Annotated in this window: 18 protein-coding genes; 14 read left to right on the top strand and 4 right to left on the bottom strand. The window is 68.1% G+C overall.

The genetic code is table 11. The annotated features are described in order from the left end of the window. The first annotated feature begins 112 nt into the window (after positions 1 to 112). Positions 113 to 2176, top strand: coding sequence for a TerD family protein (locus WFQ67_RS18880; protein ID WP_337057864.1), 2064 nt, complete (start codon positions 113 to 115; stop codon positions 2174 to 2176). 27 nt (positions 2177 to 2203) lie between these two features. Here the strand turns inward: WFQ67_RS18880 and WFQ67_RS18885 are convergent, their stop codons facing one another. The 3 genes from WFQ67_RS18885 to WFQ67_RS18895 form a co-directional block, all read right to left on the bottom strand. Beyond that, the gene (locus WFQ67_RS18885; RefSeq protein ID WP_337057865.1) at positions 2204 to 2899 is read right to left on the bottom strand and encodes a hypothetical protein; all 696 of its coding nucleotides are present in this window, start codon (positions 2897 to 2899) and stop codon (positions 2204 to 2206) included. Beyond that, the gene (locus tag WFQ67_RS18890) at positions 2896 to 3810 is read right to left on the bottom strand and encodes a hypothetical protein (protein WP_337057866.1); all 915 of its coding nucleotides are present in this window, start codon (positions 3808 to 3810) and stop codon (positions 2896 to 2898) included. The genes WFQ67_RS18885 and WFQ67_RS18890 overlap by 4 nt, the downstream gene beginning before the upstream one ends. Positions 3811 to 3900: 90 nt before the next feature. Further along, positions 3901 to 4905 (bottom strand): TerC family protein, encoded by a 1005-nt coding sequence (locus WFQ67_RS18895; RefSeq protein ID WP_213630084.1) that lies wholly within the window; start codon positions 4903 to 4905, stop codon positions 3901 to 3903. Positions 4906 to 5261: 356 nt separating this feature from the next. Between WFQ67_RS18895 and WFQ67_RS18900 the strand changes: the two genes are divergently transcribed. Together WFQ67_RS18900 and WFQ67_RS18905 are read left to right on the top strand one after the other, a co-directional pair. Then, positions 5262 to 5852: a YopT-type cysteine protease domain-containing protein gene (locus tag WFQ67_RS18900; RefSeq protein WP_337057867.1), complete on the top strand. Its 591-nt coding sequence runs from the start codon at positions 5262 to 5264 to the stop codon at positions 5850 to 5852. Between the two features lie 80 nt (positions 5853 to 5932). Next, complete coding sequence (locus WFQ67_RS18905) at positions 5933 to 6424, top strand: hypothetical protein (protein WP_337057868.1); 492 nt, start codon at positions 5933 to 5935, stop codon at positions 6422 to 6424. 6 nt (positions 6425 to 6430) lie between these two features. Here WFQ67_RS18905 and WFQ67_RS18910 read toward each other — a convergent pair whose 3' ends face one another. After that, positions 6431 to 7333 (bottom strand): hydrogen peroxide-inducible genes activator, encoded by a 903-nt coding sequence (locus WFQ67_RS18910; protein WP_271106026.1) that lies wholly within the window; start codon positions 7331 to 7333, stop codon positions 6431 to 6433. Between the two features lie 203 nt (positions 7334 to 7536). Here WFQ67_RS18910 and katB point away from each other — a divergent pair, with 203 nt between their 5' ends. From katB to WFQ67_RS18965, 11 genes are all read left to right on the top strand, one after another. After that, positions 7537 to 9063: a catalase KatB gene (gene katB / locus WFQ67_RS18915; protein ID WP_337057869.1), complete on the top strand. Its 1527-nt coding sequence runs from the start codon at positions 7537 to 7539 to the stop codon at positions 9061 to 9063. Positions 9064 to 9111: 48 nt separating this feature from the next. Then, a complete protein-coding gene (locus WFQ67_RS18920; protein ID WP_337057871.1) occupies positions 9112 to 9642 on the top strand; it encodes an ankyrin repeat domain-containing protein in 531 nt (176 codons plus the stop codon). Between the two features lie 670 nt (positions 9643 to 10312). Next, complete coding sequence (locus tag WFQ67_RS18925; RefSeq protein ID WP_337057873.1) at positions 10313 to 12379, top strand: hypothetical protein; 2067 nt, start codon at positions 10313 to 10315, stop codon at positions 12377 to 12379. A 67-nt stretch (positions 12380 to 12446) separates the two neighbouring features. Beyond that, positions 12447 to 12746, top strand: a complete 300-nt coding sequence (locus tag WFQ67_RS18930) for a hypothetical protein (RefSeq protein ID WP_337057874.1) — start codon at positions 12447 to 12449, stop codon at positions 12744 to 12746. 210 nt (positions 12747 to 12956) lie between these two features. Next, entirely contained in the window at positions 12957 to 14450 is a 1494-nt protein-coding gene (locus WFQ67_RS18935) for a flavin-containing monooxygenase (protein WP_337057875.1), read from the top strand. A 94-nt stretch (positions 14451 to 14544) separates the two neighbouring features. Continuing rightward, positions 14545 to 15375, top strand: coding sequence for a hypothetical protein (locus WFQ67_RS18940; RefSeq protein ID WP_337057876.1), 831 nt, complete (start codon positions 14545 to 14547; stop codon positions 15373 to 15375). Positions 15376 to 15525: 150 nt separating this feature from the next. Beyond that, positions 15526 to 16200 (top strand): nitroreductase, encoded by a 675-nt coding sequence (locus WFQ67_RS18945; protein WP_173175729.1) that lies wholly within the window; start codon positions 15526 to 15528, stop codon positions 16198 to 16200. Between the two features lie 225 nt (positions 16201 to 16425). Next, positions 16426 to 17886 (top strand): GGDEF domain-containing protein, encoded by a 1461-nt coding sequence (locus tag WFQ67_RS18950; RefSeq protein WP_337057877.1) that lies wholly within the window; start codon positions 16426 to 16428, stop codon positions 17884 to 17886. Positions 17887 to 17942: 56 nt separating this feature from the next. Then, positions 17943 to 18665, top strand: coding sequence for a response regulator transcription factor (locus WFQ67_RS18955; protein WP_337057878.1), 723 nt, complete (start codon positions 17943 to 17945; stop codon positions 18663 to 18665). Next, positions 18665 to 20002 (top strand): HAMP domain-containing sensor histidine kinase, encoded by a 1338-nt coding sequence (locus WFQ67_RS18960; RefSeq protein WP_337057879.1) that lies wholly within the window; start codon positions 18665 to 18667, stop codon positions 20000 to 20002. Before WFQ67_RS18955 ends, WFQ67_RS18960 begins: the two co-directional genes overlap by 1 nt. A gap of 316 nt (positions 20003 to 20318) precedes the next feature. Next, on the top strand, positions 20319 to 22571 hold the full coding sequence (locus WFQ67_RS18965; RefSeq protein WP_337057880.1) for a TonB-dependent siderophore receptor: 2253 nt from the start codon (positions 20319 to 20321) through the stop codon (positions 22569 to 22571). Positions 22572 to 22587: the final 16 nt, after the last annotated feature.

Genomic DNA, 22587 nt, shown 5'->3' on the forward strand with positions numbered 1-22587 from the left:
TGCAATATCCTCAGCGCCGTGGCTATGGGCGTCCTTCCTTCTACCCCTGAATCTAGGGTGCCCGCTTCCCACCCGCCCACCTCACGGTGGGCTTTTCATTTCAGGAGCAGACGTGAACGGAATCTTCCTGCGCCGCTGCCGCAAGTTCGCGGTCAGCCCCGGTGAGGGTGGCGCCAGCCTGGCCCAGTTGGCCATGGTGCAAAAGGAAACCGAGCAGCTCGGTTTCGTGCTCTCCGAGGCGCTCGGTGAACGCCTGCTGACCCTCTCCGCCGAACAGCTAGAGCGGGTGCTACGCGACCTGCGTCGCTACCTCACCGCGATGACCGGCGCGCACCGCGAATACCGCCCGCTGTTCCCCGACTTTCCGGCCGGCAGCCTGACCCTCGACGAGGCGCAGCTGTACCAGCGTGCCGTGTACCACTACCTGACCCTGCGCCGCCTCTACGTGCAGGACCCCAGCCGGCCGGTGCCCCTGCTGCACGAGCGCCACCCGCGTGAGATCGAGCTGGGCACCCAGGCGGAATTCGAGCTGATCTGCACCCGCCTGGCCGCCTCGCGCACCTCGCTGTCGGTGGAGGACAAGGCCGACCTGCAGTGGTTCGTGCGCCAATACCGCGAAAAGGTCCTGGACCTGCTGCCCGAGGAGATCCCTTTCAAGGAAAACCTCGCGCTGATCGCCGCCTGGCTGCTGCGCTTCGTCCCCGGCGAACGTGCCGAGCGCTTCATCGACCAGCGGGTCGGCACCGCCACCGATGTGCTGCGCCTGGCCGTGGCGCTCTGCGATGGCGATGTCTCGCTGGTCGAGCCCTGCCGTTTCAAGGGCTTCAAGCGCCGCGAACGGCGTCGGCTTCTAGCGCTGCTGGAAGCCACTGGCGACCCCACCGAAGACATGCGCCGCTGGCCCGAGCGCTGGAAGCGCCTCGGCGAAGGCCTGCACCCCGGCGACTACCGCGAGCAGTACCCACGGACCTGGCAAGCCTTCAAGGTGCTGCGCGAAGACCTGCCGTTCAAGGGGTTCAACGGCCAGGTCGAGCATGCCCTGGAAAGCGGCGACACCCAGGCCGCCACGCGGCAGCTGGCCGCCCGCCCCGGCGAAATGGCCCGGCGCCTGGACCACCTGCTGCGCATCAGCGCCCAGCCCGGGTCCGTGCTCGGGCAGTTCGCCGAAGTCGCCCAGCAGGTCGCCACGCCGGTGCTGTTGCAGGCCCTGGCGCAGTTCGAACATCGCGGGCACGCGCCCCTGCGCACCTTCTTCCCCAAGGGCGATGCCGCCCGCGCCTGGAGCCTCCCGGACCGGCGCGCACCGATAGCACCCGAGCACCTGGCCGACGCCATCGCCCTGATCCGCGCCACCCTGGTGGCCCGCTTCGCCAGCCGCCCGCCACTGGGCCGCTGCTACCTGGCGCCGGAGCTGGTCGACCGCATGGTGCCCCTGGCCCAGCGCTCGGCGTCGCGCTCGCTGCGGACCCTGGTGCGCGGCAGCCGCCTGCCACTGCCCGACTCGCGCTATATCCGCCTGTTCCTCTGGTGGACCAACGGCCACAGCCGCACCGACATCGACCTGTCCGCTGCCTTCTTCGACGGCGCCTACGTCTTCCGGGACGTGGTCTCCTACTACAACCTGCACGGCTACGGCGGCCACCACAGCGGTGACATCGTCGACGCTCCCAAGGGCGCCGCCGAGTTCATCGACCTCGACTTGCAACTGCTGCGCGACAAGGGCCTGCGCTTCGTGGTGCCCTGCGTCAACAGCTACACCAACCAGCCCTATTGCGACCTGCCGGAATGCTTCGCCGGCTGGATGGCCCGCAGCGATGTGAACTCCGGCGAGGTCTTCGAGGCCCGCACCGTGGAAGACCGCCTCGACCTCTCCGCCAACCAGCAGACCTGCCTGCCCTTCATCATCGACCTGGAGCAGAGTTGCCTGATCTGGACGGACATCGGCCTGGGCGGCTACCCGCGCTGGAACAACGTCGCCAACAACCTCAGCGGCATCGCGCTGATGCTGCGCGCCATGACCAGCCTCGCCGCCCCGGACCTGCACACCCTGTTCGCGCTGCATGCCGAGGCACGCGGCAGCCGGGTGGACACGCCCGAGCAGGCCGATACGCTGTTCGGCCTGAGCGAGGGCATCACCCCGTTCGACACCGACCGCATCCGCGCCGAGTTCCTCTGAGCCACGGGAGACGCCCGCTCGAGCGTCTCAACGTAGGGATTCGAACTGCCCCGTGCCCTCGTCCCAGGCAAAGGCCACGCCCGCGCAGCGGTAGCGCTTGCCCACCCGCAACTGGGTAGCGCCCTGCTCCACCGCCAGTTGCACGGTTTCCACATCCTCGCTGCGGCAGCCCGGCAGGCTCAGGGTCTGCACGCGCTTGCCGGTCTTCTTCGCATACACCTCGATGGCCGACGCCGGGCCACCGTCCTTGGCCAGCGGCACCTGGAAGTAGAAGCGTTCGGTGGAGGCCGCCTGCAACACCGCCGTGGTCGCCCCCGGCCAAGCTTCGTCGGAGCGCAGCATGGCCACGTGCTTCATGTGGATGGGCAGGCTCTTGCCGGTGCGGTAGTCGGTCCAGGTGCCATTGAGGGTGGCATCGCGCTTGTAGTAGCCCGAGAAGAACACACGGATGCGCGCAGCCGGCAGCCCACCGGCGTCCAGTTCGTCCATGCCGATGCCGTTGTTGGGCTCGTTGTTGCTGAACACCGGTTTGAGGCGGATCGGCGTGCGGTAGCGGTCATAGAAATACACGCCGCGGATGATGCGGTTCTGCTGGAACGTCACCAGGGTGACCGCCTGCTTGCCGAGGGTGCCCTGGTAGACATCCACGGCGCCGGCCAGGCCGGGCCCACACAGGGCCGCGAGCAGCGCCAGACGCAAGCAGGAACGGAACAGGCGGCTCATTGCGCGGCCTCCCCGGCCGGTTCAGCCACCACCCGCTGCCCTGCGTCCAGGCGATAGAAACCCGCGTGGAAGGTGCCGGGCCGGTAGCCATCGCCGCCTTCGGGACGGTATTCGAAGCGCCCGCGCTGGTGGGCGTCGGGGTACAGCGAGCCGCTGCCGGCCATCTCGGTCAGGCCCGCGTGCAGTGCGTAGCGGCCGGACGCCGGATCGTACAGGTAGTACTGCACCGTGCCACTGGCCAGGGCCTTGTCGCTCTCGCGGATGCGCTTGGGCACGAAGGAGAAGTCGACGACGTCGTCATCGTCCAGGTAGGCCAGCCGCAGGGTGTCGGTGCCGAAGAAGTAGGCATCCAGGCCCTCGATCACCTGTCGCGTCGCGCCGCTCGCCTTGTCGATGACGGTGATGCGGTCGAAGACCGACACCGCTTCGTTGGCCGCCTTGCGTGCATGCACGCGGAAGCTCATGCCCTGGCTGGTGCCCTGCTGCAGCAGGTCGGCCTCGTAGACAGCCCTGGAGCCTTCGCGGAACACCTGCTCCCGTTGCAGCTGCAGCGGACGCTCCTCGCGGGTGCGCAGGTCGATCCAGCGCCCTTGCAGCACCTTCTGGTCGAGGGCGAAGGGTTGCAGTTCGATCGCCGCCGGCGGCAATGGCGTGCCGTCGCGCAGGTTGATCAGCAGCGGCTCGCTGGCGTCATAGGGGGTCTCTTCCAGGGTCAGGTGATCGGCGGCGGCCGATGTCTCGACGAACCCGGCCATGACGTCCCAGGCGCTGTCGAACTGGAGGATGACCTCCAGCTGCATGTCCCCTGCCGTGCCCCGGTAAACCGTGCTGGGCAGGGTATGGGCGTTCGCCGTGGTGGCGATGAACAGGGCCGCCAACGCGGGCAGGTGCTTCCATGCTGAAAGGGCCAAGCGATGCTCCTTGCGAAAAAAGGAGCGCAGCCTAACAAAAAGCCCCCTCGGCGCGTCAGTGCGCGAGGGGGCGGGTGTGACACCGCGCCATCAGCTCGCGCGGTTTTCCTCGATGGGCTGCGCCGCCTGGCCACGGGTCTTGTACAGCGACAGCAGCACGCCGCCAATGAGCAGGCCCAGGGTCACGCTCAGGGAGATCACCGCCGGGATCTTGCCGATGATGCCCACCAGGAAGATCTTCGCGCCGATGAACACCAGCACCAGGGCCAGGGCGTACTTCAGGTAGGCGAAGCGGTGGATCAGCGCCGCCAGGGCGAAGTACAGGGCGCGCAGGCCGAGGATCGCGAAGATGTTCGAGGTGTAGACGATGAACGGGTCCTGGGTGATGGCGAAGATCGCCGGCACGCTGTCGATGGCGAACACCAGGTCGGCGCACTCGATGAGGATCAGCGCCAGGAACAGCGGCGTCGCCCAGAGCACGGTCTTGCCGGCGGCGTCCGGCTGGCGCACGAAGAAGCGCTGCCCGTGCAGGCTGTCGGTGACGCGCATGTGCCGGCGCAGGAACTTCACCAGCGCGTTGTTCTCCAGGTCCGGGTGGTCATCCACCCTGGAGAACAGCATCTTCACTCCGGTGATGGCCAGGAACACGCCGAACACGTAGAGGATCCAGCTGAACTCGTGGATCAGCGCCGCGCCCAGGCCGATCATCACCGCACGCAGGACGATCACGCCCATGATTCCCCAGAACAGCACCTTGTGCTGGTACTCGCGCGGGATGGCCAGGAAGCTGAAGATCATCGCCATGAGGAACACGTTGTCCATCGACAGCGACTTTTCGATGAGAAAGCCCGTGAGGTAATCCATGCTGGCGTCGCCGCCCTTCTGGAAGAACACCCAGAGCCCGAACAGCAGGCCGGCGGTGATGTAGCCGGCGGAGAGCAGCAGGCTTTCCTTGACGCCGATCTCGCGGTTATCGCGATGCAGCACGCCCAGGTCGAAGGCCAGCAGGGCGAACACCACGGCGAAGAAGACCAGCCACAGCCAGGTGGCGGTGCCGAGGAAGTCGGAAAACAGGAACGTATCTAGGGCGGTCATTGGAGCCCCTCCTTGCAGTCGAAGTTGTACAGACTGTGATTCCGACATCGCGGTATTAACCGCCAGAGGGGCCCGGCTTCACGGCGGCTAAATTACAGAATCCCGGGGGAAGCGCTCAACGAGCGGGCTTTTGCAAAGTGTTTCCTGCGCGTCATGCGAAAGCCCCGCCTGTAACCGGGTGATCTTGACTGCGCACAGCCCTGCATGAAGGCTGGAATTGAGCATGAGGCCACCTCGTTGTCGTCCATTGACAGCACTCTGACGCTGGCTAGTCTCCATCGCCTCCGTTGTTGCATTCCCTCAGCCAACAGGCCAGAAAGCGCAACGAACGCCCACCCCATGAACAAGGAAGTGTCATGACTATCGAACGCCACAAGGTCAGCCAGTCCAGCGCCCTCGCCTACACCGGGAACGATGCCCGTGGCGTCTGTCTCGAAGCCTGCCGCCGCTGGGTCAGGGCAGCGCTGACGGGCCATCTGACGCCCGGTGAAACCATCTACGACATCATCGGCCCGGACACCATCCGGGAGTTGCTGGACAGCCACAGGCAACGCAACAAGAAAAGCGACAAGAGCATGGAGGGGTTCGGCCTGACGGTGACCAGGCGGGAAGGCGGCGGCCCCTTCAAGAAATTCACCGGGCTGCGCACGCGCCAGGATGTGATCGACCATGTGCTGGCGGTCCCGGGCGCCTACATCTACGTGGTGGATGGCTCCGATGGCGGGCATGCCCTGGCGTTCAGCAGCCTTGACAGGAGCCACGTGCTGTTCCTCGATCCCAATCTGGGCGAGTGGGAACTCATCAATGAAGACCAGGCGTCGATCCGCAACTGGTGGAAGGACTTCTGGGCAGGCAAGGGGTCCGAGTTCAAAGGCCTGGTCAGCTACAAGAAGGAGTACCACAAGGGCGGCCGCGAGCTCTGGCAGTACAAGGTCGTGACGCTTTGAACCGTTGAAGCCGCCGCACCACCGGCAGCCCTCCCCGTGCTAGATTTCGCGACCATTCCAGCGAAGCCAGGCAGGCGGCGATGACAGCGGATATCCATCAGGGCGGTTGCCAGCAGCACAGCGACGCGCCCCCGGAAAGCCTCGCGCTACTGATCTGGCGCTGGTACGGCGAGGAGCAATACCGCCGGCTCATCCTGCTGGGCGAACTGGGCCCGGCGCTGCAGTTCCTCGCCCGGGACGCCGAATGGCAACGGGCGAACATCGGCTGCTGCGCCGACTGCAACCTCTGGTCCGATCACCTCCAATACCTCCACGCCTTCGTCCACGGCTTCCCGCCGCGCCTTCTGCCCCGTGCCCATGCGCACCTGCAGGCGCTCCTGGCCGCCTGCGAGGCCCTGAGCCACGAGGCCTACGTCGACCTGGAAGGCAACAACTTCGACCACCCGCAATGGGCGCCGCTGCGCACGGCGGCGCAGGAGGCCCTGGCACTGCTGCTCTGGCAGGAATTGGAGGCGCACATGCCGGCGCTGGTGGAGGATTGCCAGGCGGCCCTGGAGAAGTGGCGGTCCTAGCGCCTCTCAAACCTCCCCGTTCGGCCCACGGGAAACCGAGCAGAGCCTGACCGAATCGGCCAGCACGTCGATCGCGCGGGGACGCGGGAAGCTGGCGCGCCAGGCGATGGCCACCTGGCGGAACGGCACCGGCGCACTGAAATGACGGATGGCCACGCTGCCCGGCGAATAGTGATGGCCGGAGACCGCCGAGTGCGGCAGCACGGAGACGCCGAGGCCGGAGGCTACCATGTGGCGGATGGTCTCCAGGGAACTGGATTCCACGCTGGCGCGCTGGGTGGCCGGGCACACCTCCAGCACGCGCTCGCGGAAGCAATGCCCCTCGCCGAGGATCAGCAGCTCGGCGTCCTCCAGCGCATCCGCCGACAGACGCTGCTCCGCCGCCAGGGGGTGCTCGGCGGGCAGCAGCACGCACAGGGCTTCGTCATAGAGCACCTTGGTCAGCACGTCGGGCTCGGTGAACGGCAAGGCGACGATGATGGCGTCCAGCTCGCCCTCCCGCAGTCGCTCGCGCAGCACGTGGGTGAAGTTCTCCTCGATGTACAGCGGCATCTGCGGCGCCACGGTGTGCAACTGGGGGATCAGGTGCGGGAACAGATAGGGCCCGATGGTGTAGATGGCGCCGACCCGCAGCGGCGAAGACAGCTGGTTGCGCCCGGCGTGGGCCATCTCCAGCACCGCATTGGCTTCGGCCAGCACCTTCTGCGCCTGCTCGATGATGCTCTCGCCGATGGGCGTGAGGTAGACGGCACCCTTGCTGCGCTCGAAGAGCAGCACGCCCAGGTAGTCCTCCAGCCGCTTCATGCCCACCGAGAGGGTGGGCTGGCTGACATGGCAGCGCTCGGCGGCGCGGCCGAAATGTTGTTCCTGCGCCAGGGCAACGGCGTAACGCAATTCGGTCAGGGTCATCGGTCTTCCTGTGTGCGGGCTGCCAGGGCGGCCTCCTGTGAATCCGGGGTGCGGCTTGTACCCGAGAACTCTAGGGAGGCGGCGCGCGCAGGACCTTTAATATTTCCTAATCGACAGGCTGACGAAATCCTATTATCCGGGCCCCTCCGCGCTCCCTATGGTTCAGGCCGCAACACCCGAACCAGAGACATCAGGAGACGCAAATGTCCAGATTCCAACGCACCGCCCCCGGCCTGCTGGCGGCGGCATGCCTGTTCAATCTTTCCATGGCCGTGGGCGCACCGCTGACCCGTGACAACGGCGCCCCCGTAGGCGACAACCAGAATTCTCAGACAGCCGGACCGAAGGGTTCCGTGCTGCTGCAGGACGTCCAGCTGATCCAGAAACTCCAGCGCTTCGACCGTGAACGCATCCCCGAGCGCGTGGTGCACGCCCGTGGCACCGGGGCCCACGGCGAGTTCACCGCCTCGGCGGACATCGCCGACCTGACCCTCGCCAAGGTGTTCCGCAACGGCGAACGCACGCCGGTCTTCGTGCGCTTCTCCTCGGTGGTGCACGGCAACCACTCGCCGGAAACCCTGCGTGACCCGCGCGGCTTCGCCACCAAGTTCTACACCGCCGATGGCAACTGGGACCTGGTGGGCAACAACTTCCCCACCTTCTTCATCCGCGACGCCATCAAGTTCCCGGACATGGTCCACGCCTTCAAGCCGGACCCGCGCACCAACCTGGACGACGACTCACGCCGCTTCGACTTCTTCTCCCACCACCCCGAGGCCATCCGCACCCTCACCCTGCTCTATTCCAACGAGGGCACCCCGGCCGGCTACCGCTTCATGGACGGCAACGGCGTGCACGCCTACAAGCTGGTGAACGCCAAGGGCGAGACGCACTACGTGAAGTTCCACTGGAAGAGCCTGCAAGGCATCCGCAACCTCGACCCGAAGCAGGTGGAAGCGCTCCAGGGCAAGGACTACAGCCACATGACCCACGACCTGGTGAACGCCATCGCCAAGGGCGACTTCCCGAAATGGGACCTGTACATCCAGGTGCTCGAGCCCAGGGACCTGGCGCGCTTCGAGTTCGACCCGCTGGACGCCACCAAGGTCTGGCCCGACGTGCCCGAGCGCAAGATCGGCCAGATGGTGCTGAACCGCAACGTCGACAACTTCTTCCAGGAGACCGAGCAGGTGGCCATGGCACCGTCCAACCTGGTGCCCGGCATCGAACCCTCCGAGGACCGCCTGCTCCAGGGCCGCGTCTTCGCCTACGCCGACACCCAGCTCTACCGGGTGGGCAGCAACGGCCTGTCGCTGCCGGTCAACAAGCCCCGTGGCGCGGTGAACAACGGCAACCAGGACGGCAGCATGAACGCCGGCCACACCACCAGCGGCGTTAACTACGAGCCGAGCCGCCTGCAACCGCGTGAGGCCACCGCCAGCGCCCGCTACGTCGAGACGCCGCTGCAGGGCACCACCCAGCAACGCGCCATCCAGCGCGAGCAGAACTTCAAGCAGGCCGGTGACCTGTACCGCTCCTACGGCAAGAAGGACCAGCAGGACCTGGTCGACAGCTTCGGCCAATCCCTCGCCGGCACCGACAGCGAGAGCAAGCACCTGATGCTCGCCTACCTGTACAAGGCCGACAGCGACTACGGCACCCGCGTCGCCAAGGTGGCCGGGGGCGACCTGGCCCGGGTGAAGGCCCTGGCCGCCACGCTCGCCGACTGACCCGCCAAGCGCCGGCCCGCACGCGCGGGCCGGCCCCAGGAGCCCGAGATGAACCATGCACTCCTCGCCCTGCTGCTCTGTGCCGGCCTGGCCCAGGCCGAACCGGCGTCCGACCCGGCCGCCATCAGGGCCGAGCTGGCCCAGCGCTATCTCGACGCCGCGCGCGAAGGCCGGCTGGAGGTGCTCCAGGCCTTCATCGAGTCCGGCTACGACCTCGACATCCAGGATGCCAGGGGCTACAGCGCGCTGATCCTCGCCGCCTACCACGGCCACGCCGAAGCGGTCGACGCACTGCTCGCCGCCGGCGCCGATCCCTGCCTGCAGGACGGCCGCGGCAACACCGCCCTGATGGGCGCCATCTTCAAGGCCGAACTGGGCATCGCCCACCGCCTGATGAACACCCCCTGCCCCACCGACCAGCGCAACGCTGCCGGGCAGACCGCCGCCATGTACGCCGCCCTGTTCCAGCGCACCCGGTTGCTGGACCAGCTGCGCGAGAAAGGCGCCGACATGGCGTTGAAGGACGCGCTGGGCAACGATGCCCAAAGCCTGGCGCGGGGGGAGATCCGTACCCGCTGACAGCGGTCCGGAGCGCGCGCCGTTAAGCGGGTAAACATCCACGCCCTGGTTCGGGGCATGCAGCAACCGCTCACTCAAGACGTAGGGTGTGCTGCGCGCACCTGGAGCTCGCCGGAAGCACCGAGCGGCGGTACGCACCGCACACCCTGCGGCACGCGTTCATCCTGCAGGGCTCTCGATTCAAATCGTCACAGGCAGAGCCGATGACTCATGAGCACGCTCAAATGAATTCGCACCTGCAAAGGTAGGCTCGGCGCGGGCGGGTGGGCTTGGGTGGGCGTAGGGTGGGCTTCAGCCCACCGATTCCCACGGCCGACCACCCCCCTCGCCCCCTCCCCACGCAAACGCCTTTACGGCATATCGACAAGCACGAAAAGTTCGGTTGCACGGGGCTGTGTAGCGGCGCCCTTACAGGGCTTGCGGGCGCTCCGACAATCGGTCACGCCGCCCGTCCTGCGGGCGATGGGCGGCACTATGCAGGGCCCCGGGCAGTCGCATACTCACGGGGCCATGCGCACGCGGTACGCATGACACGACCCTAAAAAAGGAACCTTCCAGGGGTGTCGTACCGGCGTCATGCAATGGCTCGCGTGGTTGGGAGTACGGGCAGGGTGCGCCCCTTGTTGAATAGGAGTGTTCAACGATGTCCAGCCTCGACAGAATCCCTCCCATGCCCGATGTACAGCCGCCCGAGCAGGAAGACGCCCGAGCGGCCGCCGCCCTTCCCATGACCGAACTGCCCAAGCCCATCCCCGGCCCGATCATCGTGCCGCCACTGCGCAGCATCCGCCCCGGTTGCTGGCTGCTCAACTACAAGCCCACCGGGGCGCCGCTGGTGTCCTATGACGGCACCCTGCGCGTGGAATCCCACGCTGCCGGGCGAACCGCCAGCGGCGACCTCTACCAGCGCCCGACCATTTTCCTGCCGCTGCCAATCGCCTCGCCGATCCCCCTGCTGGGCGGGCGCCCGGAAACCAGCCTGAAGCCGATCCTCCTGGCCGGGCCCAACCCAGCGTCGGGCATCCCTATCCTCTCGCGCTCACGCTACCGCTACTACATCCGCGTCACCTCGCTGCCGGAGCACTTCTACCTGGGCAACAGCTTCAGCCTCGGCTTCGAGCTGTGGCGCTTCACCGCGCCCAACAGTTGGGCGCTGGACTCCACCCTCACCACCCAGATGGTGCGCATGGCCGCGCCGGCGGGCTACCCCTCCTCCGGTGACTACGCCGAGGGCGATGTGAAGAACGCGGCCAACGCCGTGATCGGACGCCTGACCATGGGCTGGCTGTCGAGCTACTACCGCCGCTGCACCGTGGAGATCGACACCGTCTCTGGCTCCGAGCAACCAACCAACAGCGGCCTCGGCCACACCTGGCAGACGGTGATGGATGCAGTGGGCTGGCAGGTCACCGTGCACGCCAGCGACACCAATGTCGCCGAGGCCAGCGGCGCGTCCTGGTCCGATGCCGAGATGCACGCGGCGATGCTGGCCCGGCGCGCGGTGGTCAACCTGGATACCGAGTGGCGCTACCACGTGCTGGCGGTGAAGAACATCGACTCCACCCCGCGCGGGATCATGTACGACAACGGCGGTACCGACTCCAACAACGTGCCCCGCGAGGGCATCGGCATCGCCTCGCACTGGACCATCGCGGCCGGCTGGGGGACGGTCAGCGGCAAGCGCTTCGGCACGGCGGCAGCCCCCTACTTCCGCACCGCCGTACACGAGATCGGCCACGCCATGGGGCTCTATCACAACTCGGCGGACTTCGGCTTCATGTGCACCAGCGACGTGATCGCCGCCGCCGGCACCCCGGCCACGCCCTTCCCCAGCAACATCCAGTGGTCCTTCCATCCGGACAACCTCAAGCAGCTGCGCCACTACCCCGACCCCTTCGTACGGTCCGGCTCGGTGGCCTTCGGCGGTGCCTCCACGGCTGCTCCGAACATCACCCCGACGGACCTGGAAGCCGAAGTCCTGGGGCTCGACGTGGACGTCACCCCGCTGCTCGGCGAAGTGCCCCTTGGCGCTCCGGTGCGCGTCGGCATAGCCCTGGTCAACCGTGGCGACCAGCCCGTGAAGGTGCCGGCCAACCTCAGCCTGAAGAGTGACTTCGTCAGCGGTAGCGTCAGTGATCCATCCGGCACCGTGCGCAGCTTCCGCACCCTGGTGCATTGCATCGAGGACCAACCCTACGCGCTGCTGCAGCCGGGCGAGCGGATCAGCGAATCCATGACCCTGATGCGCGGAGCCGAAGGGGCGCTGTTCGGCGTGCCCGGCGTGCACGAGGTGAAGGTGGAGGTGCACTGGGAAATCGATGGCATGGTCGCTCATGCGGCTGGCAGCGCCACGGTGATGGTCACGGCAGCGGTCGAGGCGCGGCATGCCGAGGCTGCCCACCGCGTACTCTCCACGCCGGACGCGCACCTGGTGCTGGCCATCGGCGGCGACCACCTCACCGAGGGCCTGGACGCCATCCAGGCGGCGATGGATTCGGCAGTGCTCAAACCGCACTTCGCCGCCATCGCAGCCAAGCGGCTGGCCAAGCGCTTCCATAAGCGCAAGGCCGATCCGAAGGGCGCGAGCGTGCTGCTCGACTACGATACGGTGATGAGCAACACCGAACGCAGCAAACTGACGACACTGCTCGGCGATGCCGGTGGCGTGCTCAAGGAGCTGGGCAAGGCGCCGAAGGCACGGGCCAGGACCACGGGCCTGGCGGCCGGTGCCAAGTAGGACTGAAACGGCTGGCAAGGGGCGCCGTCATGCGGCGCCCCGCTGCTGGTGATGACCGGAGCCCGAGATGACCGACCTGGAAAACCAACTGCTGGGACAGTGGCGCAAGAGCCCGTCCCCGGCCTGCGCGGCGAAGTACGCCAGCAGCCTGCGCTTCGACGCCAACGGCCTGTACAGCGGCACCCCCGAGGTGCCCGGCGGCTTCACCTGGTGGGACAGCGGCACCTGGCACATCGAAGGGCCAGGCCGCGTCACCCTCTCCACCGCCAACGACGCACTGGTGAGCTATGGCTACAGCCTGGACGCCGACGGCCTCACCTTCACCGACCCCAGCGGTTGCCGCTTCAGCTACCGACGCGAGCACTGACCGCGCGCGTGTCCTGCAACCCCCGGGCTAAGAGCCCGTGGGACCGAATTCATTCGCGATGCGCCTTCACGGTCGAAGCCGCTCCCACATTCCCCACGACACGCCGAGCCGGGACGGGCTCGCGGAAAACCCGCCAAAGGGCCGGCGGGCAGGCTGGGGAAAGCCTGCTATGACTGGTTCCACACAAGAACAACAAAAGGAAGGCAGACCTTGAACGACCATCACGACGTGCTGATCATCGGCGCCGGACTCTCGGGCATCGGCATGGGCTGCCACCTGGTGCGCGAAGCGCCGCAGATGGACTTCGCCATCATCGAGCGGCGCCAGGCCGTGGGCGGCACCTGGGACTTGTTCCGCTACCCCGGCATCCGCTCGGATGCCGACATGTTCAGCTTCGGCTTCGCCTTCCGCCCCTGGGACCGACTCAAGACCCTGGCCGACGGCGACACCATCCGCCAGTACATCGAAGACACCGCCCGCGAGCATGGCGTCGACCGCAAGATCCGTTTCGGCCTGGCCTGCACCGAGGCCTCCTGGTCCAGCCACGAGAGGGTGTGGACCGTGAAGACCCGCGACGAGGCCAGCGGCGTGCAGCGGGTGTTCACCGGTCGCTTCCTGGTCTCCTGCGTCGGCTACTACGACTATGACCGCGGCTACCAGCCGGACTTCCCCGGCATGCAGCGCTTCCAGGGCCGCCTGGTCCACCCGCAGCACTGGCCCGAAGACCTCGACTACGACGGCAAGCGCGTGGTGGTCATCGGCAGCGGCGCCACCGCCGTGACCCTGGTGCCGGCCATGGCCGGGCGCGCCGGGCACGTCATCATGCTGCAGCGCTCGCCCAGCTACATCATCAGCGTGCCCGGCAAGGACGTGGTCTCGGCCGCGTTGCGCCGCGTGCTGCCCGAGCGCTGGGTCTACGCCATGGCCCGCAAGCGCAACATCTGGTTGCAGCGGGTCATCTACAAGGCCGCGCGGCGCTGGCCAGGGAAGGTCCGCGCCTGGTTGCTGGGCAGCGTCAGGAAGCAGCTCGGCGGCAAGGTCGACATGCGCCACTTCACGCCCAGCTACATGCCCTGGGACGAACGCCTCTGCGCGGTGCCCGACGGCGATCTGTTCGCCGCCCTGCGCGAGGGTCGCGCCTCGGTGGTCACCGACCGCATCGCCACCTTCACCGAACGGGGCATCGCCCTCGAATCCGGCGCCGAGCTGCCGGCGGACATCATCGTCAGCGCCACCGGCCTGCAGCTGCGCGCGCTCGGCGGTATCGACCTGCTGGTGGACGGCCAGCGCCGAAGCCTGGCCGACCGCCTCACCTACAAGGGCGTGCTGGCCCAGGGCATCCCCAACATGGGCTCGGTGTTCGGCTACACCAACGCGCCCTGGACGCTGAAGGCCGATATCGCCTCCAGCTACCTGTGCCGGCTGTTCAACCACATGCGCAAGCACGACCTGGAGGTGTGCACGCCGCGCGCACCGGAGGGCGAGATGGAGGAAGGCAGCGTCATGGGCGCCCTGCAGTCGGGCTACGTGCAGCGCGGTTCCGACCTGCTGCCGCGCCAGGGCCGGCACCTGCCCTGGCGCGTGCTCAACCACTACGAGCGCGACCGCGAGATGCTCCTGCGCCAGCCCATCGCCGACCCTGCTCTGGAGTTCGAGCCCGCCCGCGGGCAGGTCGGAGCGCCACTGGCCACCAGCGCCGGCTAGCCGACCAATCGGCGGAAATGCGAACCGGTCAGCCACACCGAACCCGGCGGCGGCCGCTAGAATGTCGCCCTCTCCCCCTCAAGGAACCGTCGACATGGAGCGTTACCGCCGCCTCGCCTCCTTCGCCCCCCACCTCGCGCTGCTCGCCTGTGCCGTACTCGCCAACCCGGCCCAGGCCCGCGACCCGCAACCCTGCTCCGCCCCCTTGGTCAAGGCCCTGGCCAAGCAACTGGGGCAAAGCGGCTGGACGACGCCCGACAGCGACGGCGAAGGCCCGCTGGTGGCCGCCGCCTGCAAACCCTGGCCGGACGACAAGGCCCAGTCGGTGGTCGCCCTCGCCTATGTGCGGCCGGGCGATGAAGGCGTCGCCCAGGGTGAACGCAGCCTGGCCCTGCTGGTGGCCAAGGTGGACGGCAGGAGCGGCGCACTGCTGGAGCGCTACGACTCGACCCTGGACGAGGACGCGGCCACCGAAGTGAGCGGCGACAGCCTGTGGCTGGACACCGCCCGCTACCACCTGGCGCCGGGCGTGCGCGCCTTCGGCCTGGTGTTCGACAGCACCGCCCGCGGTGCCAGTTGCCCGGACGGCGGCTCGGACGAGGAGCTGACCCTGTTCGCCCCGGCTGGCAAGGCCCTGCGGCCGGTGCTCAAGGCCTACCTCAGCGAATGGACCACCATCAAGGGCACCCTCTGCGTCAACGACCCGGACTTCATGACCGAGAGCGCCAAGGTCACCCTCGACCTCGCCAGGACGAGCAGCAACGGCTTCGCCGACCTGGTCCTGGCTGCCAAGGTGACCGGCGACTCGGCCGCCGGGGAGAAATACCTGCGCACCGTGCGCAAGACTCTCAAGTACGACGGCAAGCAGTACCCGCACGAAACCTTCCCGCGTTTCTGGGAGCAGCCCGGCCCCCCCTCGCAATGAACCCGGCCATCGCCCGCTCGACCGGCGAGGAGCGCGCGGGTGATGGTTCTTGGCAGTTCTGCCTGTGGCGGCAAGCACGGGCTTTTCGCTAAGTTCGGCCGGGCCCGCGCGCGGCCCAGGCCGCGCCATCACCTGCCGAGGAACGTCGCCATGTCCGTAGCCGAAATGCTGCAGCAACGCATCTCAGTCCGCGCCTACACCGATGAACCCGTCGACGCTGCCACCGTGCGCGCACTGCTCGACACCGCACGCTGGTCACCCTCGGGGGGCAACCTGCAGCCCTGGAAGGTGATCGCCGTGAGTGGCGCCGCCAAGGCCGAGGTCGAGCGCATCGCCCTGGAAACCCTGATGAAGAACCCCGCCGGCGAGGCCGGCGACCATCCCATCTACCCCGAGGGGCTGGCCGAGCCCTACCGCACCCGCCGCCATGCCATCGGCGAGGCGCTCTATGCCAGGCTCGGCATCCCCCGTGAGGACAAGGCCGCCCGCCTGCGCGCCATGTCGCGCAACTTCCAGTTCTTCGGCGCGCCGGTCGGGCTGTTCTTCGTCATCGACCGTTCCATGGGCCACGGCCAATGGGCGCACCTGGGCATGTTCATGCAGTCGCTGGCGCTGGTGGCCGAGGAGCGCGGCCTCGCCACCTGCATGCAGGAAGCCTGGGGCATGGTGCGCCAGAGCCTGCACGCCCACTTCGGGCTGCCCGGGCACGAACTGCTCTACTGCGCCATGGCGCTCGGCCACGCCGACCGCACCGCACCGATCAACCAGTTGCGCTCCGAACGTGCCCCGGTGGAGGAATTCGCCGTGTTCAAGGGTTTCGACTGAGGGCCAGCGCCCCGGGGCGGGCCGCCGCGCCTTGGCTACACTGCTGACGCCGCCCCAGCTGCATGCCGCCGTTGGGCGCGGCCGGGCCCCCCAAGCGTCGCAGGAGCGTCGTCGTCGATGAACCCCACCCCCTTCCCCGCGACGCGGCTCCGCCACCTGATCCTGCTGCTGGTCCTGCTGGCCTGCATCGCCACGCTGGCCAACGGCCTGTACGCGGCCTAACGGGTGCAGAAGACCTCGCTGTTGGACGGCGCGCTGAAGAACAACCACGCCTACGCCCAGAAGCTGGCCAGCAGCATCGGCGCCCAGTTGCAGGCGGCCCAGCAACAGCTGGCGTACAGCGCGGCGCTGCTGGGCAAGCACTTCGATGACCCGCAGCTGCTCGCCGAGGAAGCGCGCCGGCTCGACCTGCAGGATGCCGGCTTCAACGCCATCGCCGTGGTCGCCGCCGATGGCCGCGTGCTGGCCGCCGTGCCCGAGGCGCCACAGCTCGATGGAAGCGGCCGTTCCCCCGGCCTCGAGGAGGCGCTGAACGCACGCCGCGCGCTGATCAGCGCCCCCTTCAACGCCGCCAGCGGGCGGCTGGTGGTGTTCGTCTCGCAGCCGGTGCGCGATGCCGACGGCCAGTACCTGGGCCTGGTCGGCGGCTCGATCTACATGCGCAAGGACAACCTGCTGCACGGCCTGATCGGCCTGCACTTCCACCAGGACGCCTACGTCTACCTGATCGACGCCAACCGCCGGCTGCTCTATCACCCGGACCCCGCGCGCATCGGCCAGCAGGTCGGTGCCAGCGCCGTCGACGATGCCGTGCTCACCGGGCGCAGCGGCACCCTGGCCTATGTGAATTCCAAGGGCGTGGAGATGCTCGCCGGGTATGCCGGCATCCCGGGAACCGGCTGGGGCGTGGTTTCGCAGCAGCCGCGCGAGGCCACCCTGGTGGCGCTGGAGGGGTTGGTGCATCACGTGCTCGTCGCCGCAATGCCCCTGGCGCTATTGGGCTTCGCGGTGCTCTGGTGGACGACACAGCTGATCGCCGACCCGCTGCGCCAGCTGGCCGCCGGCGCCCGCCAGATGGGCGAGCCGGGCAGCTCGGAACGCCTGGCCACGGTGCGCGCCTGGTACTTCGAGGCCGCGCACATCAAGCAGGCGCTGATCACCGGCATCGCCCTGATGCAGGAGAAGCTCGGCCGCCTCAACCACGAGGCGCAGACCGACCCGCTGACGGGCCTGCTGAACCGCCGCGCGATGGACGAAGCCCTGGTGGCCATCCAGGGCGGCGAGCGCGACCTCGCGGTGGTGGCGCTGGACATCGATCACTTCAAGAAGGTCAACGACCGCTTCGGCCACGATGCCGGCGACCGCACGCTCAAGGTGATCGCCACGGTGATGCAGGCCTGCTCGCGGGACCGCGACCTGGCCTGCCGCGTGGGCGGCGAGGAGTTCCTCCTGTTGCTGCCCGGCACCACGCTGGCGGAAGCCTCGGAGGTCGCCGAACGCCTGCGCCACTCGGTGGAGGAGGCACATACCGAAGGCGTCGGCCAGGTGACCATCTCCCTCGGCGTGGCCGAGTGGACGCCCGGCGGGCGGAGCCTGGAAGCCACCTTCAAGCAGGCCGACGAAATGATGTACCGGGCCAAGCGCCAGGGCCGCAACCAGGTGGTGGTGGAGCCCGCCACGCACTGACCCCTGTGACCATCGCGCGATTGCCAGGAACCCCCTGGCAATGAGATATTTCAAATGTGAAACATTCTCATATCGAACGCCCCGCCCCCTCCCCGCGCCTGCTGCTGGTCGAAGACGATCCCCGGCTGCGCGAAGACCTGGACCTGCACTTCCGCCAGCGCGGCTTCGCCGTCACCGCCTGCGCCACCGGCACCCTGGGCCTGGCCGCCGCCGAATGCGCGCCCTTCGACCTGGTGCTGCTGGACATCATGCTGCCCGGCCTCGACGGCCTGCAGCTGCTCGAGGCCCTGCGCCAGCGGCAGGACACCCCGGTGATGCTGATGTCCGCACTGGGGGCCGAGCAGGACCGCATCACGGGTTTCACCCGGGGAGCCGACGACTACCTGCCCAAGCCGTTCAGCCTCGCCGAGCTGGACGCCCGGACCGATGCCCTGCTGCGCCGCGTGCGCCTCGACCGGCGCCAGGCGGCGCAACGCCCGGGTCCATCGCTGCACCTCGACGAGCAGGCCCAGGACGTGACCCTCTCAGGCCGCGCGGCCGGGCTCACACCGTCGGAATACCGCCTGCTGGCCACCCTGCAGGCGCACCCCGGCGAGGCGCTGAGCAAGCCCTTCCTCTACCGATGCGTGCTGCACCGTGCCTACACGCGGCTGGACCGCGGGCTCGACGTGCACGTCTGCAACCTGCGCCGCAAACTGGCCGACATCGGCATCCACCATCTGCAGATCCAGGCCGTGCGCGGCCAGGGCTACCTGCTGGTCGAAACGGAACGCTCCTGATGCGCCGCCACCCCCTGCTGTGGAAGCTGGCGCTTCTGCAGGTCGGCTTCTGCCTGCTGCTCACCTGGCTCATCTACACCTGGGGCCTGTCGGTGGAGCGCAGCACCTACTTCCTCGCCCCGGCCGACCGCGACTACCTGGCGCAATACGCGCAGCAGGCCGAACAGGCCTGGGAGAACGGAGGCGCCGCGGGCGTGGCACGCTTGCGCCAGGCACTGAGCCGCCGCGAAGGTACCTGGGTGGCCGTGCTCGGCCCGCGCCTGGAAAGTCTCGACGGCACGCCGCTGAGCGCGGAGGAATCCGCCCACCTGACCTTCATGCGCAAGCTCGACTGGCCCATGAGCCGGCGCCTGCAAGACGAACTGCCCTTCGTCAGCATCGAGTTCCCCGAGCACCCGGAGAATGGCCGCCTGGTGCTGCAACTGCCCGAACGCCTGCTGCCCGGCGGCCTCACGCCCTGGACCCACCTCGTCACCCACGGCGTGGTGCCGACGCTGCTGGCAGCCCTGCTCGGACTGCTGATCTACCGCCATCTCGTCGTGCCGCTGAACCGCCTGCGTGACCGCGCCGATGCCCTGCGCGCCGACGAACTCGACACCGCGCCGCTGGGCACGCCGCTGGCCGACCGCCGCGACGAACTGGGCGAACTGGCCGAAGCCCTGGAGCACATGGCCGAGCGCCTGCGCCTGAGCCTGGGCCAGCAGCGCCTGCTGCTGCGCACCCTGTCCCACGAGATGCGCACCCCGCTGGCCCGGCTGCGCATCGCTCACGACAGCGACCTGCCCCCTGAACAGCTGCGCCAGCGGCTGGGTCGCGAGATCACCGACATGCAGCGCCTGCTGGAAGACACCCTCGACCTCGCCTGGATGGACACCGAACGCCCGCAACTGCCCACCGAGCCGGTGCAGGTGCTGTCGGTGTGGGAAGCCCTGCGCGAGGACGCCTGCTTCGAAAGCGGCTGGGACGCCGCGCGGCTGCCCTGCAGCCTGGACGCCGACTGCTGCGTGCAGGTCCACCTCGACAGCCTGGCCCAGGCCCTGGAAAACCTCCTGCGCAACGCCATCCGCCACTCCCCGGAAGGGGGCTCGGTGCACCTCGACGGCGAGCGCGACGGCGAGACCTGGCACCTGCGCCTGCGCGACCAGGGCCCGGGCGTCGCCGAGGCGGACCTGGAACGCATCTTCCTGCCCTACCAGCGCCTGGACGGCGGCACCGGCGAAGGCTTCGGCCTGGGCCTGGCCATCGCCCGCCGCGCCATCGAACTGCAAGGCGGCCGGCTCTGGGCCAGCAACGCCCACCCGGGCCTATGCCTGCACCTGCGCCTGCCGGCAGCGTGATGTCCCCTCATGTAGCCCGGGCTTCAGCCCGGGAACGGCGCCATGTAAACCCCGCGCTAAAGCCCGGGCTACGAACGCTCAACAGTGGCCCCCCGCGTTCGCGAGGGTGACGGCGTACGCACAACCTCCCCGCCTCGTCATCCCGCGCAGGCGGGGATCCACTGAACGGCAAGCGCCGACCCGCCGCAGGACCCAGCGAAGGAGGCCGTAACCGGGCACTCACGAAGTGTTTAGAAAGTTAATGCGCTTTACTCTCAAATAACAATTAATATCATTCGTGATCTTCGCGTTCACTCGGCATTACCGGAGATCGTCCATGTCGCCTCGCCCGTCTTCCACCGCCATCCCCTTCCTGCTGTTGTCCAGCGGCCTGCTGTCGTTCGCCGTGCACGCGGCCAGCGCCGAAACCGGCGGCTCCGGCCTCGTGCTGGACGCCCAGAACGTCATCGCCACCGCCGAGGAAGAGACCAAGCAGGCACCGGGCGTGTCGGTGATCACCGCCGAGGACATCAGGAAGCGCCTGCCGGCCAACGACCTGTCGCAGATCATCCGCACCATGCCGGGCGTGAACCTCACCGGTAACTCAACCAGCGGCCAGCGCGGCAACAATCGCCAGATCGACATCCGCGGCATGGGCCCGGAGAACACCCTGATCCTGGTGGATGGGCGGCCGGTGAGCAGCCGCAATGCCGTGCGCTACGGCTGGCGCGGCGAACGTGACAGCCGTGGCGACACCAACTGGGTGCCGGCCGACCAGGTCGAGCGCATCGAGGTCATCCGTGGCCCGGCGGCCGCGCGCTACGGCAATGGCGCGGCGGGTGGCGTGGTCAACATCATCACCCGGCAGGCCGGCGCCACGCCCCACGGCAACGCCACCGTCTACACCTCCTTCCCCACCCACAAGGACGAAGGCGCCAGCCAGCGCCTGAGCTTCGGCCTCAACGGCCCGCTGACCGACAACCTCAGCTACCGCGTCTACGGCAACGTCGCCAAGACCGAGTCGGACGACTGGGACATCAACGCCGGACACGAGTCCGCCCGTACCGGAAACCAGGCCGGCACCCTGCCCGCCGGCCGCGAAGGCGTGCGCAACAAGGACGTCAACGGCCTGCTCAGCTGGCGCTTCACCCCGGAGCAGACCCTGGAACTGGAGACCGGCTTCAGCCGCCAGGGCAACCTCTACACCGGCGACACCCAGAACACCAACAGCAACGCCACCGTGAAGAAGATGCTCGGCCACGAGACCAACCGCACCTTCCGCGAGACCTATGCCCTGACCCACCGTGGCGACTGGGACTTCGGCAGCTCGCTCGCCTACCTGCAGTACGAGAAGACCCGCAACAACCGCATCAACGAAGGCCTGGCCGGCGGCACCGAAGGCATCTTCGCCAACAGCGGCTACTACACCGCCGTACTGCGCGACCTCACCGCCCACGGCGAGCTCAACCTGCCGCTGGATGCCGGCCTGCCGCAGACCCTCACCCTGGGCAGCGAATGGACCCGCCAGCAGCTGGATGACCCAAGCTCCAACACCCAGACCACCACCGAAGGCGGCGCCATCGGCGGCCTCGCCAGCAGCGGCCGCGACACCACCTCCGAGGCACGGATCTTCTCGCTGTTCGCCGAAGACAACATCGAGCTGGCGCCCGGCACCATGCTCACCCCGGGCCTGCGTTTCGACCACCACGACATCGTCGGCAACAACTGGAGCCCGTCGCTCAACCTGTCCCACGCGCTGACCGACACCCTGACCCTGAAGGCCGGCATCGCCCGCGCCTACAAGGCGCCGAACCTGTACCAGCTCAACCCCGACTACCTGCTCTACAGCCGTGGCCAGGGCTGCTCCGGGCAGAGCACCAGCTGCTACCTGCGCGGCAACGAGAACCTGGATGCCGAGACCAGCGTCAACAAGGAACTGGGCATCGAGTACAAGAAGGACGGCCTGGTCGCCGGCCTGACCTGGTTCCGCAACGACTACCGGAACAAGATCGAGTCCGGCATGGCCTCCATCGGCAACGCCACCGGCGGCCAGGTGGTCGGCGGCGTGAACTACGCCAACGCCCGCATCTTCCAGTGGGAGAACGTGCCCGAGGCCCTGGTGGAAGGCCTCGAGGGCAACCTCACCCTGCCGCTCACCGAGCAGCTGACCTGGACCAACAACCTGACCTGGATGCTGCGATCGAAGAACAAGGAAACCGGCGACGTCCTCTCGGTGACCCCGGCCTACACCCTCAACTCCATGCTCGACTGGCAGGCCCGCGACGACCTGTCCTTCCAGGCCAGCGTCGCCTGGTACGGCAAGCAGAAGCCGAAGAAATACGGCTACCAGGGCAACCGCGTCACCGGCAATGCCAACAACCAGCTCTCGCCCTACGCGTTGCTGGGCCTGAGCGGCACCTATGACCTGAGCGAAAACCTCAGCTTCACCGTCGGCGTCGACAACCTGCTGGACAAGCGCCTGTACCGCGAGGGCAACGCCCAGGGCGTGAACAATATCGATGGTGCCGGCGCGGCTACCTACAACGAGCCCGGCCGCACCCTCTACACCAGCATGACCGCCTCGTTCTGACCGTCGAGACCACCTG

Source organism: Pseudomonas sp. USHLN015 (genome assembly GCF_037153275.1).
In the GTDB taxonomy this organism is placed as follows: domain Bacteria; phylum Pseudomonadota; class Gammaproteobacteria; order Pseudomonadales; family Pseudomonadaceae; genus Metapseudomonas; species Metapseudomonas tohonis.